General features: G+C 37.6%; 15 protein-coding genes. 13 read left to right on the top strand and 2 right to left on the bottom strand.

The features are described 5' to 3' along the window. The first annotated feature begins 26 nt into the window (after positions 1-26). The 4 genes from ACECE_RS0205965 (at position 27) to ACECE_RS0205950 (ending at position 4,723) form a co-directional block, all read left to right on the top strand. The gene (locus ACECE_RS0205965) at positions 27-2,492 is read left to right on the top strand and encodes a CoA-disulfide reductase (RefSeq protein ID WP_010245420.1); all 2,466 of its coding nucleotides are present in this window, start codon (positions 27-29) and stop codon (positions 2,490-2,492) included. 75 nt (positions 2,493-2,567) lie between these two features. Continuing rightward, positions 2,568-2,843 (top strand): ArsR/SmtB family transcription factor, encoded by a 276-nt coding sequence (locus ACECE_RS0205960; protein WP_010245417.1) that lies wholly within the window; start codon positions 2,568-2,570, stop codon positions 2,841-2,843. Between the two features lie 162 nt (positions 2,844-3,005). After that, on the top strand, positions 3,006-3,695 hold the full coding sequence (deoC, locus tag ACECE_RS0205955) for a deoxyribose-phosphate aldolase (RefSeq protein WP_010245414.1): 690 nt from the start codon (positions 3,006-3,008) through the stop codon (positions 3,693-3,695). A gap of 128 nt (positions 3,696-3,823) precedes the next feature. Further along, positions 3,824-4,723, top strand: coding sequence for a GerMN domain-containing protein (locus tag ACECE_RS0205950; RefSeq protein ID WP_010245411.1), 900 nt, complete (start codon positions 3,824-3,826; stop codon positions 4,721-4,723). Positions 4,724-4,800: 77 nt separating this feature from the next. Here the strand turns inward: ACECE_RS0205950 and ACECE_RS0205945 are convergent, their stop codons facing one another. After that, on the bottom strand, positions 4,801-5,082 hold the full coding sequence (locus ACECE_RS0205945; RefSeq protein ID WP_010245408.1) for a zinc ribbon domain-containing protein: 282 nt from the start codon (positions 5,080-5,082) through the stop codon (positions 4,801-4,803). A 185-nt stretch (positions 5,083-5,267) separates the two neighbouring features. On the opposite strand from ACECE_RS0205945, the gene ACECE_RS0205940 reads away from it, so the two are divergent. The 7 genes from ACECE_RS0205940 to ACECE_RS0205910 all read left to right on the top strand — a co-directional run bounded on the left by ACECE_RS0205940 (position 5,268) and on the right by ACECE_RS0205910 (position 13,359). Next, positions 5,268-5,828 carry an RNA polymerase sigma factor gene (locus ACECE_RS0205940; protein WP_010245406.1) on the top strand — a complete coding sequence of 187 codons (561 nt, stop codon included), beginning with the start codon at positions 5,268-5,270 and terminating at the stop codon, positions 5,826-5,828. Next, a complete protein-coding gene (locus tag ACECE_RS0205935) occupies positions 5,815-6,279 on the top strand; it encodes an anti-sigma factor (RefSeq protein ID WP_010245403.1) in 465 nt (154 codons plus the stop codon). Before ACECE_RS0205940 ends, ACECE_RS0205935 begins: the two co-directional genes overlap by 14 nt. 67 nt (positions 6,280-6,346) lie before the next feature. Next, positions 6,347-7,153, top strand: a complete 807-nt coding sequence (locus ACECE_RS0205930) for a hypothetical protein (RefSeq protein WP_010245399.1) — start codon at positions 6,347-6,349, stop codon at positions 7,151-7,153. Next, entirely contained in the window at positions 7,150-8,442 is a 1,293-nt protein-coding gene (locus tag ACECE_RS0205925) for a LiaF transmembrane domain-containing protein (RefSeq protein ID WP_010245396.1), read from the top strand. The genes ACECE_RS0205930 and ACECE_RS0205925 overlap by 4 nt, the downstream gene beginning before the upstream one ends. 183 nt (positions 8,443-8,625) lie before the next feature. Then, positions 8,626-10,158: a helicase HerA-like domain-containing protein gene (locus ACECE_RS0205920; protein WP_010245393.1), complete on the top strand. Its 1,533-nt coding sequence runs from the start codon at positions 8,626-8,628 to the stop codon at positions 10,156-10,158. A 136-nt stretch (positions 10,159-10,294) separates the two neighbouring features. Continuing rightward, positions 10,295-10,942: a cyclase family protein gene (locus ACECE_RS0205915; RefSeq protein WP_010245390.1), complete on the top strand. Its 648-nt coding sequence runs from the start codon at positions 10,295-10,297 to the stop codon at positions 10,940-10,942. 452 nt (positions 10,943-11,394) lie between these two features. Then, complete coding sequence (locus ACECE_RS0205910; RefSeq protein ID WP_010245387.1) at positions 11,395-13,359, top strand: cellulase family glycosylhydrolase; 1,965 nt, start codon at positions 11,395-11,397, stop codon at positions 13,357-13,359. 57 nt (positions 13,360-13,416) lie between these two features. On the opposite strand, the gene ACECE_RS0205905 is transcribed toward ACECE_RS0205910, so the two are convergent. Next, entirely contained in the window at positions 13,417-13,632 is a 216-nt protein-coding gene (locus ACECE_RS0205905) for an FmdB family zinc ribbon protein (protein ID WP_010245385.1), read from the bottom strand. 501 nt (positions 13,633-14,133) lie between these two features. Between ACECE_RS0205905 and ACECE_RS0205900 the strand changes: the two genes are divergently transcribed. Together ACECE_RS0205900 and murI are read left to right on the top strand one after the other, a co-directional pair. Next, complete coding sequence (locus ACECE_RS0205900) at positions 14,134-15,267, top strand: D-alanine--D-alanine ligase family protein (protein ID WP_010245383.1); 1,134 nt, start codon at positions 14,134-14,136, stop codon at positions 15,265-15,267. A 104-nt stretch (positions 15,268-15,371) separates the two neighbouring features. Continuing rightward, the gene (gene murI / locus ACECE_RS0205895; protein WP_010245381.1) at positions 15,372-16,178 is read left to right on the top strand and encodes a glutamate racemase; all 807 of its coding nucleotides are present in this window, start codon (positions 15,372-15,374) and stop codon (positions 16,176-16,178) included. The last annotated feature ends 176 nt before the right edge of the window (positions 16,179-16,354 follow it).

The following is a 16,354-nucleotide window of genomic DNA, read 5'->3' as shown; positions in this document are numbered from 1 at the left end:
TTATAGTATGCAAAGGGGGTAACAATATGTCATTTAAAGTAGTTATTGTTGGAGGAGTAGCAGGAGGTGCCAGCGCTGCTGCACGTTTGAGAAGGTTAAATGAAGATGCTGAAATCATACTTTTTGAGAAGGGCGAATTCATTTCATTTGCCAACTGTGGGCTTCCTTATTATATAGGTGAGGTAATCAGGGAAAAGGATAAACTTGTTGTTCAAACACCGGAAAAGATGAAGGAAAGGTTCAATATAGATGTAAGGATTAATAGTGAAGTTACCAAGGTAATACCGGATAAAAAAACTGTTGAAGTATACAACCGTGCAGAGGATAAGATTTATACAGAGACCTATGATAAATTGATACTGTCTCCGGGAGCAGAGCCGGTTAAGCCGCCTCTTCCGGGTATTGATTCAACGAGAGTATTTACTCTAAGAAATATTCCAGACACTTATAGGATAAAGGATTATGTTGATTTGATGAAGCCGAAAAGAGCTGTTGTGGTAGGAGCAGGGTTTATCGGTCTTGAAGTTGCAGAAAATTTACATGCAAGGGGTGTTAAGGTAACAGTTGTCGAACTTGCAGACCATGTAATTGGGCCTCTTGACTACGATATGGCTGCTATTGTTCATCAACACATGAAGACAAAAGATGTAGAGCTATATCTTAAGGATGGTGTTAAAGCTCTAACTCATACAAATACAGGTACGGTTGTAGAACTGAGCAGTGGAAGGTCTCTTAAGGCTGATATGGTAATAATGGGAATAGGGGTCAAACCGGAATCAAAACTTGCGGTAGAGGCAGGACTTAAACTAGGTAAAACAGGCGGAATTTTAGTTGACGAAAATATGCTTACTTCAAACCCTGATATTTATGCTGTTGGTGATGCTATAGAGGTAAAGGATTATATAAGCGGTAGTCCTGCACTTATTCCACTTGCGGGGCCTGCAAACAAGCAGGGAAGAATTGCTGCCAACAATATCTGCGGAATTGAGGAAAAATATGAGGGAACTCAGGGAACCTCGATTGTAAAAGTGTTTGATATTACGGTTGCGCTAACAGGCAATAATGAGAAGATTTTGCAAAGAAACAATATGGAATATGAAAAGTCATTTACTCATTCGGCTTCTCATGCAGGATATTATCCAGGAGCCATACCTATGTCAATCAAACTTGTTTTTGACAAGAAAAACGGCAAGGTATTAGGCGCACAAATAATAGGCTATGAAGGCGTTGATAAGAGAATTGATGTTATAGCAACGGCGATTCGAGCAGGTATGACAGTTTATGATCTGGAGAAATTGGAACTTGCTTATGCACCACCATATTCTTCTGCAAAAGATCCTGTAAATATCGCAGGTTTTACAGCTTCAAACATATTAAAAGGGGACAGCGAGATATTCCATTGGGATGAAGTAAGCTCATTAGACAGTTCAAAGGCATTGCTTGTTGACGTGAGATCTGAAATGGAATTTAGCCTTGGAACTATTGAAGGTGCTGTCAATATTCCGGTGGATGATTTGAGAACCCGCCTGAATGAATTGCCTAAGGATAAGGAAATACTCATCTTCTGTCAGGTTGGTTTAAGAGGATATGTGGCTTATAGGATCTTGAAACAAAAAGGCTTTAGAGTCAGAAATTTGAGCGGAGGCTATAAAACATATCAGCTCGCTGTTCAAAAACAGTCAAATGAGGATATATACGAGTATGACAAGATAACAAAGGCTGATGAGATCAAACCTGCTGATTGCTGTGGAAGTGATTGTAAAGCTGATGCAGACGTTCAGGTTGATGCTTGCGGTCTACAATGTCCAGGTCCTATAATGCAGATAAGCAATAGCATTAAATCTATGAATTATGGAGAGGTATTGCATATCAAAGCAACGGATCCTGCATTTGGTGAAGATGTTAAGTCGTGGTGTGAGAGAACCGGTAACAAACTTTTAAGTTTTGGTTTTGAAAATTCAGCCTTTAACGCCTATATCAAGAAGGAAAAAGAAAAGGAAAGTACTGCAGCCGTTGAAAGAAAAAATGATAAGACTATGGTAGTATTCAGTAATGACCTCGATAAGGCAATAGCATCTTTTATCATAGCTAATGGAGCGGCTTCGATGGGCAGAAAGGTCACAATGTTCTTTACCTTCTGGGGATTGAATATTTTGAGGAAGCATGATAAAGTAAGTGTGAAAAAAGATTTATTTGCCAAAATGTTTGGATTTATGATGCCTAGAGGGTCAAAGAAACTTACACTTTCCAAGATGAATATGGGAGGTATGGGAGCTAAGATGATAAGGCACATAATGAAAGACAAGAATGTATCATCTTTGGAAGAACTTATAGAATTGGCGGTAGCCAATGGCGTAAACCTTGTTGCATGTAATATGTCCATGGATGTTATGGGAATAAAGAAGGAAGAACTTATTGATGGTGTAAAAATCGGAGGAGTTGCGACCTTTCTTGGATCGGCAGAAGAATCGGATATGAGCCTATTCATTTAAAGGACCGGGATATAAGAGCGGAAGTAGCAATATTTCACGCATTCCATAGATATTGATGCGGAGGGAAGTTATGCCATGGAAGATTTGAAGATCTATGAATTGAAGGCTGAAAAATTAAAAGCTCTGGCACATCCACAGCGATTGTGTATTGTCAAGGGATTGATAGATAACAAATGCAATGTGACCACAATACAGGAGTGCTTGGGACTTCCCCAATCTACAGTATCTCAACATCTGGCGAAGCTTAAATCCGCCGGAATTATTGAAGGAACCAGAAGTGGGCTTGAGATTTGCTATAGTGTTGTAGATGAAGAAGTTAGAGAGATAGTCAGAGTTTTGATTAAAAAATAAATAATCGTTAAGGATTACTTCCACTTTTTTTGCGTGACTACTTGAACCAGACAACACTTGAGCAAAAGAAAATAGTGGAAGTTCTGTTTTTATATCACCAAGAGGTGTTAGATAACTTAGTAAGGTATTAATCACTTTATTTACCGGAAAGGAAGATAAGCTTTGGATAAAAAGACTATAGCATCATTGATTGACCATGCGGTTTTAAAACCTGACGCTACAGACAGTGACCTTGAGAGGGAATGTGCAATTGCTTTGAAGTATGGTGTTGCATCGGTTTGTGTAAAGCCGAGTCACGTGATTCTTGCAGACAAGTTGTTGAAGGACTCTAAGGTTAAAGTTAGTACGGTTATAGGGTTTCCACACGGTTCTACTACTACAATGTGCAAGGTGGCAGAGGCCCAGGAAGCCATCGAAAATGGGGCAAGTGAGTTGGATATGGTTATAAACATAGGAAAACTTCTTTCAGGAGAATTTGACTATGTAGAAAATGATATCAGGAGTGTAGTTAATGTAGCACATTCTAAAGGTGTAATTGTTAAGGTTATATTGGAAACAGCACTATTGACTGATGAATTGAAGGCTGTAGCCAGTAAGATTTCAGATAAGTGTGGTGCTGACTTTGTAAAGACCTCAACAGGGTTTAATGGAAGAGGTGCAGACCTAAATGATATCAGCATAATGAAAAATTGTGTGAGTGATAGAGTAGGGCTAAAAGCATCTGGCGGAATAAAAAACTTTGAACAGGCTGCAGTATTTGCGAAGGCTGGTTGCACCAGACTTGGTACAAGTTCAACAGTTGAAATAGTAGGAGAAGGTACTGGTTCTACACTTGTGGACTCAACTTATTAAGGGATAGCTTTCCTAAGAGAGCTTTAAACAAGCAAGGGAAGTACGAAATTTTACTGCAAAATAGAATACTGCAAGTATTATCGGCATAAAAATATCGTATAAAGAATTTATTGTGAGGTGGCCGGTTAATGCAAAGGCAGTTCTGTATTATTCTTACATGCATTATGATAATATCAATGCTTGCAGGTTGTTCTGCGCTACAAAAGTTAGGGTTTAATGACGAGGTTAGTCCTGTCAGCAGCATAGCCCTAAGCGAAGCTGAGGCCCAGCAGATCGCAAATAAAGTGCCGATTTACCTGTACTTTGCAAATGAGGAAGGTACTAAACTTAAGCTTGAAGTACGATATATACCTGTAAGTGAGGCAAAGAAAACTGTTAATGAAATTGCTTCGCTAATTGTAAAAGAGTTAATAAGTGGACCAAAGAGTTCAGGACTAAAAGCTACAATTCCTGCTGAAACAAAGCTGCGTTCTACTGTAAAAATAGACGGTGAGGTAGCTACCGTTGATTTGTCGAAAGAGTTTAAAGAAAAGCATCCGGGAGGAAAGGCTGCAGAACAGCTTACAATTTACTCTATTGTTAATTCTCTAACTGAACTTAAGGAGATTAGTAAAGTTAAGTTTAAGATTGATGGCAAAACTGCAAAGGAATTTAAAGGCAATTTTAAGTTTGACAGTGCATTTCCAAGAAGTGCTCCACTTATCAGCAAGGAAGTGGCACCTTCAGGTACGATAGATAATGGCAGTTCAAAGGGCAAAGCTGAGGAAGAACAGAAAAGTGGGGATAAAACTAAAAGCAGTGATAAAGATAGCAAGGACACTATAAATGAAGAAAACAGCGGAAGTGAAGTTGATGTATTTCAAGAGGATGAGGGTGTAAATACTTCGGAAGTTATTGAGGGCGGAGATAAAACTACATCAGAATCTATAGATGGTGGAGATGTTGAAACTTCGAAAACTACTGAAGGTAAGGATCAGACGACATTTTATCTGCAAGATGAACAGATTGAAGAAGAAATATTGGAATAGCAAAACACTTAAATAAGGTGCAATTAAGAAACAAGGAGAGAATAAATATAACTCCTTGTTTTTGTATTTTAATGATTTTATATGTCTTTGTTGTTGCTTAATGTAATGCGGCAATGGGGACATTCAACGTCCTGGGGTGAAATCTTTTCTTTGCAGGCAGGACAAATATCATATGCAACATTGAGTAGTTGAAAATTATCTTCGAGTTCAAGCTCTTCTTCTTCATTATTTGAACTTGCAAAGTTATTGTCCAAAGCATTTCTGATAAATTTAATGTCTTTTGCCATTTCTGTATCATCAATTGCTGCTCTTACAACATGATATAAAACAAAAAATAAAAATGCTAATACAAAAATCAAAAAAAGTATTTCTATGACAATCCCCCTCCTTTATCAGACAAAATCTGTGTCCAATGAGTAATTCAATTATATTATAATATTTAAATTATTGGTTTGTGAATAAAAATTTTTTATAATAGAAAAAATTTTGCAGGGGTTATCGGATTTTTATCGTCTATATTAATGAATGGGAAAGGAGGGGAGCGATGGACGCAGATGAACTGCTGGTAAAGCGAGCTCTTAAGGGCGATAGCGATTCTTTCAGGAGCATAGTCGAAAAGTATCAAGGACTGGTATATGTGATTTGTTTCAATATAACAGGGCACAGGCAGGAAGCAGAAAATTTAGCACAGGAAACTTTTATACAGGTATATCGCTCTCTATCCCGGTACGAAAATAAAGGTTTTAAGTCATGGATTGGAAAGATTGCAACCAATAAGGCAATTGACTGGAAAAGGAAAATGAAGCTGGAAAATGAGGGGAAGTTAGTTTATCTTGAAGATATTTCTGAGATAAGCACTGATGATAACAGCATTCACGAACAGCTTATAAAAAAGGAAAATGCAAAAAGAGTGTTGGAGCTGTGTAATAAACTTCCTGAAATATACAGCACAGTATTGGTAAAGTTTTATATCCAGTCAAAGTCCTATAATGAAATATCCAAGGAAGATGGCATAAGCATTAAGACCGTAGAGTCCAGACTTTATAGAGCAAAACAAGCGATAAGGAAGCAATGGGAGGAGGTTGAAAAATATGAACCACTATAGCGAAGAAGAACTGCTTCTCTACAGCAAGGCATGTGTTGATGAAGTTCAAGAGGCAGAAATAGAAGAACACCTTCTGAATTGTGATGAGTGCAACGAAAGGTATATTCAAATTATTGAAGGCTTCCATATGACGGATGAAAGCAATCAAGTATCTTTAGAGTTTACAGATAATGTAATGAAGCTGATAAACCGGGATGTTAAGCAGCATAAGGCTGTGAAAAGAAAGAGGGTTGCCCCGGAAGTATTGATATATTACGTTGCTGCTGCATGCATAACCTTAATGTTTTCTCTCAATGGTGTGTTCGATTCCCTGTTTGGTGGATTCTCAGATATGACCACATCTATTGCTCAAACACCTGTAAGCATTGAAAAGGCAGTATCAACCGGTTGGACTGAAAGACTTGCAAATGATACATCAAAGGTGATTTCAGAGCTAAAGCCTGGAAGGTAGATGCGTAGGTGTATTTGGAAGGAAGTTTGTTTATAGCCTAATAATTAAAAAGGAGTGTATATAATTTATGAGAACTAAAAGTAAGTTTGCTACATTTATTTTGTCTCCCATTCCGGGACTTGGACATATTTACCTTGGTTTCAATACCAGGGGAGGAATATTCATGCTTGCTGAGATGGCTGCAATTTTATTGGTCATCGGACTATCCAGCATGGGTATATTTAATGGTAATGCAATGGTTATTCCTGCTGCTTTTATACCAATTGTATGGATAGCATCATTAGTTGACAGTATGACTTTGACAGACAAGGTCAACGCCATTGCCCTAAGCAATGATGAGGAGAAGAAGGCGCTTTTACTTAAACAGCTTGAAGAACAAAACAGGAAGATAATAGCGATGGTTTTGTCTATAATTCCAGGTGCAGGGCACATGTTCTTAGGCCTGCAAAGGCAAGGTATTCAACTTATGTCCATATTCTTTTTCAGCTTCTTTATTACAGATTGGATAAACATCAGCATATTTATGGCGTTGATACCTATAATATGGTTCTTTGGATTGTTCGATGCAATGAACAAAGCTGCAGGAAATGAAAATCAGGATGATGGTGATGTGCTATTTGTTTCATGGTTTAGAACAGAAAAGCCGTTTATCAAAAACGTGAATAAATTTCTTGCTTATGGTTTGATAGCAATTGGCTGTTTCCTTCTGTTTGAAAGGATTGTTTTGCCTGAGCTTGAGAAGGTAATCAGCCTTCGGATAAGAGAGTATACTAATATAGTTTTGCTTTCTATAGCCTTTATAGCTGGAGGGGTTAAGCTGCTTATGGGAAGTAAGAGCAATGAAGTTTTTGAGGAGGGGGATGAAAACGGATGAGACAGTGGAGAGTAGGCACTTTGTCAATGGGGCTAATACTGATAGCTCTCGGAATTATTATGTGGGTTTCGCAGATTTCCGGAATATCAGTGATCGAGCACATTGTTAAGTGGTGGCCTGTTGTACTTATAATATTAGGAATTGAAGTTTTAGTATATATTTTTCTTTCAAAGCAGGAAGAGCCTAAAGTTAAATTTGATATATTCAGCATCATTATTATTTCTATAATAATGATGGCAAGCATCGGGACTTATGCAGTAACCAGCTTAATATCAAGTGGCCATGGCAGCCTGTCAATTAACTCGATGTTTGATAACCATAAATATGAGTCAAAATTTAAGAAGAACTTATCGGTGGATGCAAACAGCAGCAATTTGGTTGTAAGTAATGCCAACGGTGACGTTGAGGTAGTTAAAGGCGAAGGTAAGAAGATAGATGTTGAGGCAAATATAACTATAAATAACAGTGATGAGGCATATGCCGGGAAAATTGCACAGTCACTTGTTGAAATTATTGATAAAAAGGATATAAGAATAAGTTCCAAGGCGGATCAGTATTCCAACAAAGGAACAATCGGATATATAAGGATCGACTATTTAATCAAGGTGCCGGATACTGTAAATGTTGAGGTGGATAATAAGTTTGGAGATGTAGCATTGAAAGATATTGCTCTTTCCGGAAATGTGCGCAATAATAATGGAGATATAACAGTAAAATCCATAGGCGGAACTTTGAAAGTGAACAATTCTTTTGGAGATATAGAAATCAACGATATAAAGGGTGCTGCTACAGTATCAAATACTAACGGTGAAATCCGAGGCAGCCGAATTGGTAGTAAGCTTACTGTTATAAACAATTTTGGAGATGTGATATTCTCGCAAGTTTCAGGCAGTATTGATGTTGAAGGAGGCAATGGGGCTGTTGAAATAACAGGTGTTGGTGAGGATGTAAAGGTTACTAATAAATTTGGAGATATAAAAGTATTAAATGCTAATAAAAGTATAACTTTGAGCGGAAGTAACGGAAATATTTCACTTGAAACAGAAAAGATTATTGAAAAGGATGTCAATATAGAAAATAAATTCGGAGATATCTACTTAAAAGTATCAGGTTCACAAAATGGAAATATTGATGCCAGTACTCAATTTGGAAGTGTTGCAAGCGATTTCGGTATTGCGGTAAATGAGGATGTAAATAAAGAAACAATGAAAGGCACACTTACAGATGATAAGATTAAATTCAAAGTAAGTAATGGAAATGGAGATATTAATATCGAAAAGTTTAAATAGTGTCAAAGAAGGCCTTCTTTTTAAATAAACCTCTATAGTCAAAAGTGCTATAGGGGTATTTTTGTAAAAACATTTGAGGAAAAATTAAGAAATGCCGAAGTATATGGTATAATTATTGTGAATTGTGTATATCTGGATCAAATTAACCGAATGCTTAATTTGATAGTGTAAGGAGAGATGAAAATGTACTGTGATAATAAAATATGGGTTGCAAAAGGAGAAGTTCCTGTTTACCTTTTGCCCAATAAGGCTAACCGGCACGGACTTATTGCCGGAGCAACCGGTACTGGCAAAACTGTGACTTTGAAGGTGTTGGCTGAGTCGTTTAGTGATTGCGGTGTTCCTGTTTTTCTTGCTGACATAAAAGGTGATCTTGCAGGGCTTGCTGTGCAAGGAAGTGAAAACCCAAAAGTACAAGAGAGAGTTGCAACGCTTGGTGTTGAAGGGTTTAAATACAGTTCTTATCCGGTACGTTTTTGGGACATATTCGGTGAAGGTGGGCATCCGGTACGTACTACTGTTTCTGAAATGGGAGCAATGCTTTTGGCGAGGCTTCTGGGACTGAACGATACACAGGCCGGTGTACTGAGTATAGTATTCCGCGTAGCGGATGACAGGGGATTACTGTTAATTGATTTAAAAGACCTGCGGGCGATGATACAATACGTTGGTGAACATGCGAAGGAATTTACTTTGGAGTATGGAACTATTTCTACCCAGAGTGTAGGTGCAATCTTAAGAAATTTGATCTCATTGGAAGATCAGGGCGGAAACCTCTTTTTCGGAGAACCGGAACTGGAAGTTGCCGATTGGATGCAGACAACATCTGAAGGACGCGGATATATCAATATATTACATAGCGTAAAGTTGTACCAGTCACCTGCGCTTTATTCCACTTTCCTTTTGTGGCTGCTTTCGGAATTGTTTGAAAGTCTCCCAGAGGTTGGTGATATGGATAAACCGAAAATGGTATTTTTCTTTGACGAGGCGCATTTGCTATTTAAGGATGCACCAAAGGTTTTATTGCAAAATATAGAGCAGGTGGTGAGATTAATCCGTTCCAAAGGTGTCGGTGTTTATTTTGTTACGCAGAATCCATCGGATTTACCAGATGAGGTACTTGGGCAGTTGGGAAACCGTATTCAGCATGCACTTCGTGCCTTTACACCTTCTGATCAAAAGTATGTTAAAACAGCAGCACAGACATTTAGAGCAAACCCTAAGTTTGATGTTGAAAAAGCTATTTCAGAGCTTGCTACCGGTGAAGCGTTAATTTCATGTTTGGATGAGAACGGAAGCCCGAGTGTTGTGGAACGTGCATTTATATTGCCGCCGCAAAGCCAGTTTGGTACTATTGATGAAGCAGTAAGAAAGCAGATAGTTTCAACTTCGCCTATGGCAGGGAAGTATGACAGGGCAGTTGATAATGAATCAGCCTATGAAGTGCTCCAGGCAGAAGAAAAGCAAGAGCAATACGATACCCAGGAGGATCAGAAAGCGCAAAAACAGCCCGAACAACAATACAACTCGGCAAGGCGTGTTACCGGCAGTGATTATTCAGCTAGGAGGACGACTTCAACAAGGAGAACTTCAACAAGAAGGACTTCAACCGGAAAATCGCTATTTGAAAAAGCAGCCGGTTCGGCAGTTTCATCAATCGGAAGGGAACTTGGCAAAACTTTGATTCGTGGTATTTTAGGGTCACTTAAAAAATAAAATTGTCACCTATTATAAAAATAACCGGAAGCAAGATTATTCTATGAGAAATCTTACTTCCGGTTGATTATTTTTGATTTAGGATATTCAAATATCAATTGGTTAAGATAATATTGAAGTATTGGGAGAAACGCAGATGAGAATAAAAAGAATACTTGATATTTCGGGTGTTATTAATGATAAGACGACAATATGGCCTGGAGATGAAGGGGTTACCCTGAACAGAATACAAAAGATTGAAGATGGGGACTCGTGTAATTTGTCTACCTTGCATATTGGTATACACACTTCAACTCATATAGATGCTCCGCTTCATTTTATTGCTGGAGGGGTGGATGTATCTTCTGCAAACCTGGATAAGTTTATCGGATTTGCAAAGGTTTTTTATATTTCCACGGAAAAATGCATTAAAGCTTCAGATTTATCAGGCCTTGATATACAAAGTGGGGATATAGTCTTATTCAAAACAAGTAATAGTTCTTTAGACATGACTGGTAGTTTTAATACGGGATTCGTATACCTTGATGAATCGGCAGCAAGTTGGCTGGTTGATAAAGATGTAGCAACGGTAGGAATTGACTATCTATCAGTTGAAGACTATTATGCTGGGAATGCTGTTACTCACAAGTTGTTGCTGAAAAAAGGAATTGGAATAATTGAAGGGTTACGCCTTGATGATGTGCCGGAAGGTGAATATTTTCTGTCGTGTGTACCATTAAAAATTGAAGGGGCAGAAGGTTCGCCAGTCAGAGCAGTACTTGTTGAATTTGACAAGGAAATATAGAAGTAAGGTTTTTCAGTTATGTGCCAGCAAACTTTTCTTATATTTTTCTCAAACGAAGATACAAAGGAACAAAAATAAGTTATAATATAATTACATAGAGAAAGTTAGTTTTATATTTATATACTATAAATTTGCAGAGGGGGAGGATATTTGACAGTTTTAATCTATACTGCTTCTTAGTATAGTGTTTTCAAACATTATTATTAAAACTGATTATGGGGAAACACACACATCTTGCTATTAATTGCTAATTAATAATTTTATAGGGTTTGTTAATTAGCTGCTAGTGCTTTTGACATTGCACGTTTCTATAAGATTTCGTACCCATCGACGAAACTGAGGTTAATCTCTTCGCTTTACTCCAATAGACTGTAATATTCAAATAAAATTTCTGAAATAAGTAATGTTAAAATCGCCGGGTATTTTTTATCTATAAAGGGGGTTTTATCGTAATGAAGCAAATGCATTGTAAAAAGTTGAGAATATTGGCATTAACGGCAATTATGACTTTGCTTACATCATTAGTTACTGTTCCTGTTAATGCCGATGAAGCTGCTGCAACATCCGGGCTTACCATACAATATACATGTGGCTCGCTTGCCGACAGATACCAGAGTATGCGCCCGTACATAAAAATATGTAATAACAGTGAAGAAAGCGTCGCTATGTCAGACCTGAAAGTACGGTATTATTACACAAAGGAAGGTATAGCTGATGAAGCGCTTATGTGTTTTTATACTGCAATTGGTGCGACAAACATTAACGCAAAATTTTATCCGGAATTAGGATATGCTGAAATTGGTTTTACAACAGGTGCAGGAAATATTGCACCGGGAGGCAACAGCGGCGTGATGCAGCTGGTACTGAAAAAGGTTACAAATGGTTATTATGAACAGACCAATGACTATTCTTACAGCCCGGAAATAACAGAGTACGCCGACTATGACAAAATGACGCTCTACTATAAGGATAACCTTGTATGGGGAATAGAAGCTCCACCGCCGCCTGAACCACCGGCACCACCGCCAAGTGGAGATGACTGGCTGCATGTAGAGGGGAGCAAAATTTTAGATAAGGAAGGCAAACAGGTTTACCTGACTGGTATCAACTGGTTTGGGTTTGAAACTGACGGAGCAAATGGTTTTTACGGACTGAATAAATGTAATCTTGAAGATTCTTTGTACTTAATGGCTAAACGAGGTTTCAATCTCCTTCGTATTCCAATTAGTGCTGAATTGATTTTGGACTGGAAAAAAGGAGATATTGTAAATACTGCTTTTGTAAGTACTCTTGAAACTCCTACCATTGACGGGATGAATAGTTTACAAATCCTAGACTATACAATAAAAACCTTAAAAGGGACGGGCATGAAGGTAATGCTTGATATGCACGGTGCTGCCAAAGATTCATACCAGAATAATTTGTGGTATGACAAAGTTGTTTCAATGGATCAGTTTGTTGAGGCCTGGGAGTGGATTGTAACCAGATATAAGGACGATGACACCGTTATAGCGGTAGACCTTAAGAATGAGCCTCATGGTAAATATTCCGGTTCGGAAATAGCAAAATGGGACAGTTCCGAAGATCCAAACAACTGGAAACATGCAGCTGAAGTTATAGGAAATGCGATACAAGCAATAAATCCAAACCTTCTGATTGTGGTAGAAGGTGTAGAGGCCTACCCGATGGAAGGTTATGATTACACGACATGTGGAGAATTTACAACTTACTGCAACTGGTGGGGAGGTAATTTAAGAGGCGTTGCCAAAGACCCGGTTGAATTATCTGTTCCAAACAAGCTTATATATTCAGCACATGATTATGGTCCGGATATTTATGTGCAGCCATGGTTTAAGAAAACATTTACAAAGGAAACCCTTTATAAGGAATGCTGGCAGCCGAACTGGTTTTATATTATGGAACAGGATATTGCACCTGTGCTGATAGGCGAATGGGGAGGAAAGCTTGTAAAAGAAAATAATAAAGCCTGGCTAACTTATCTTGGTGAATTTCTGGGCGAAAACAAAGTAAACCATACATTCTGGAGTTTCAATCCAAACTCGGCTGATACCGGAGGGCTGATGCTTGAAGATTGGAAGACTGTAGATGAGGATAAGTATGAAATAGTTAAGGGAGCACTGTGGGGAAAAGGTCTTGATCATAAAGTTCCGTTGGGTGGAATATCCGGGGACGGAATTTTGTCAGGAGATGTTGATGGCGATGGAGCATTGAATTCTATCGATTTTGGATATATGAGAAAATTCTTGCTTGGAAAGATTGAAGATTTTCCTGCACAAAGGGGTATGAACGCTGCAGACATAGACGACAATGGTGAGGTAAATTCTATTGACTTTGGGTATGTGAGACAATACTTTTTAGGTATTATAAGTGAATTGCCCGGTCAAGCCTATAAATAGTTAATATTTTGGCAGCGGCAGTTGCATCAAATTATGCAATTTCCGCTGCTATAATTGTTAATGATGGCAGCATCCGCCGCATTTATGAACATTTGGGCAGTCGGAAGATGACGAACTTTTAGGCTTTGTTATGTTTATATTTTTAAAAACAGAACTTAGTTCATTACTACCGCAGTTTGGGCACTTGATCAACTTGTCAGTTTTTTCGCTCATTTTTGCCATAATATTAAATTCATTTCCGCATTTTTCACATTTCAAATCATAAAAAGGCATTATAACTCCTCCATGTATAAATATAGTATGTATTGATCTTTATGCTATTATAACAAATCTTTGCACAAACTAGTATTCATTTTTTTGCGTTATATTCTCAGTATTCATTAAAGTGTTAAATTTATAAATGCCTGAGGGAGTGTTGTAAAAAATGTAACTGGTTTACAATAATATTGTATATGGACATAAATCCATTTTAATGATAAAATATTAATAAGCTCGTTTAATTTTTCTTAACTTAGAAGTTTCAGTTCAATAGCAATTCCAGAATGGTAATTCATAGTCTTAGCTTTAAGTTTCAGTGTTCTCCATAAACTTGCAGCTTTCCGCAAAGAAGTTCTTTTGTAAGTGTTATTCTTTTTTGTAATCATAATTAGTTATTAAATTTTGGCTATTTTCCCTTTAAACTTGAAGTTGCCGTACTTAAATAGTAAAATGAGAAATATATATTTACTATATGTTTATATGCGTACATATTGATTATATAAGGGGAGACCGAATATGAGTGATAAGAAAAGAGTAATGGTTATTTTTGGCGGTCAGTCGACCGAACATGAAGTTTCAAGATTTTCAGCAACATCAATAATTAATAATATGGATAGAAGCAAGTTTGATGTATCTTTTGTAGGAATTACCAAAGAAGGAAGATGGGTACCATATAATGGTCCAGTGGAAAAGATTGCTTCCGGTGAGTGGGAAGAAATTGCAATAAATGAAATGGTGAAAGGTATACCTTACCGTGATAATATTATTAATGCGATAGTAAGCCGGGGAGCTTCATCGGAAGCAGTAATAAAAAACGAGAATAAAGAAATTAATGGAGGACCTATAGATGTGGTTTTTCCGGTGCTCCATGGTTGTAATGGAGAAGATGGAACTATACAGGGGCTTTTCGAAATGGCAGGTATACCCTATGTAGGCTCCGGTGTTTTAGGTTCAGCGCTTGGAATGGATAAGATATATGCCAAGATAGTATTCGAAAAAGTAGGTGTTCCTCAAGCAGGCTACTTGTTCTTTACAAGAAAAGAAATAAAGGAAAACAGTGATAGAGTAGCAGATGCGATTGAGCAAAGGTTTGAGTATCCTGTATTTATAAAGCCTTCAAATGCGGGCTCGTCGGTTGGTGTATCAAAAGCGCATGATAGAAGGGAATTAGTTGAGGCGTTGAATTTTGCAGCTAAATATGATAGGAAAGTTTTAATCGAAGAGTTTATTAATGGCAGGGAAGTAGAGTGTGCAGTTTTGGGAAATGATAATCCTATTGCATCTACAGTTGGTGAAGTTATTCCATGCAATGAGTTTTATGATTACAATGCCAAGTATATTGACGGAAGCTCAAAAACAGTTATTCCTGCAAACTTGCCAGCGGATACTATATTAAAAATCCGCGAATATGCAGTAAAGGCCTTTAAGGCGTTAGATTGTGCAGGCCTTTCGAGAGTAGACTTTTTCGTGCACAAGGAAACAGGAGAAATCTACATTAATGAAATAAATACGCTGCCTGGCTTTACAAATATAAGCATGTATCCGATGTTGTGGGAAGCTTCAGGTATCCCTTACAGTGAACTGATTGAAAGATTGATTGACCTTGCAATTGAAAGGTTTAATGACAATACAAAGGAAGTAGATAACTAGATTATTTGTTTTTACAGTTGTGTATCTTCGGAAACGCCAAATGAAAAGTAATTATTTGCTGAAATCTTAAAAAAAGATTAATGTGCTATATTGGGGGAAATACTATGGACAATAGACCTATTGGGGTTTTTGATTCAGGAATTGGAGGACTTACAGTCCTTAAAGAAATAAATAGACTATTACCTCAGGAAAGTGTTGTATACTTTGGCGACAGCGGTAGGGCACCTTATGGTACCAAATCAAAAGAGACTGTTATCAAATACACTTTTCAGGACATAAGGTTTTTACAGAACCAGGACATAAAAATGATTGTTATTGCATGTAATACTGCAAGTGCCTGTAGTTTGGACAGGGTAAAACACAGTTTTGATTTTCCTATTGTTGAGGTTGTTCAGCCTGGATCTGCTGCTGCTGCAAAGGAAACACGAAACAACAGGGTTGGAGTAATCGGTACACCGGCAACAATAAGCAGTGGTGTTTATGAAAAAGCCATAACTAGGATTAACAGTTCAATAGAGATATTTTCAAAGCCTTGTCCTATGTTTGTTCCATTGGTTGAAGAAGGCTGGTGGGAGAATGAGATTGCGTTTAAAATTGCAGAGGAATATTTACTTCCTCTCAAGGAACTGGACATTGACACTTTGGTTTTAGGATGTACGCATTACCCGCTTTTGCAGAATACTATTCAGAAAGTTATGGGTGATGATGTTAAATTGGTAAATTCAGCGCTGGAAGTGGCGAAAGTAGTAAAGGAGGGGATAGAAGAAAACAATAATGGCAGGGATGAAAAAGTTAGTCCGGTATGTAGATTTTATACAAGTGATAGTGTTGAGAAGTTTGAATCATTAGGCAATTCCATTTTAAACAGTAAAATACATTCTGCTGAAAAAGTCGATATTGAGAGATATTAGTGCTATATAAGCTGTTTGTATGATATTAAGCTTATATACCGATAATTATTATTTTGCAATGCTTGAAGATTTACGAAGCATTGCAAAATAATATACTATGCAGCATAATCTATGAGGCGAGAGTAATGTACATTGTAAGCAGGAAAGTATTAAATACAAAAGGACGATATTAGGTC

The sequence above is a fragment of the Acetivibrio cellulolyticus CD2 genome (assembly GCF_000179595.2).
Lineage (GTDB): Bacteria > Bacillota > Clostridia > Acetivibrionales > Acetivibrionaceae > Acetivibrio > Acetivibrio cellulolyticus.
This window is presented reverse-complemented; position numbering and strand designations above follow the sequence as displayed.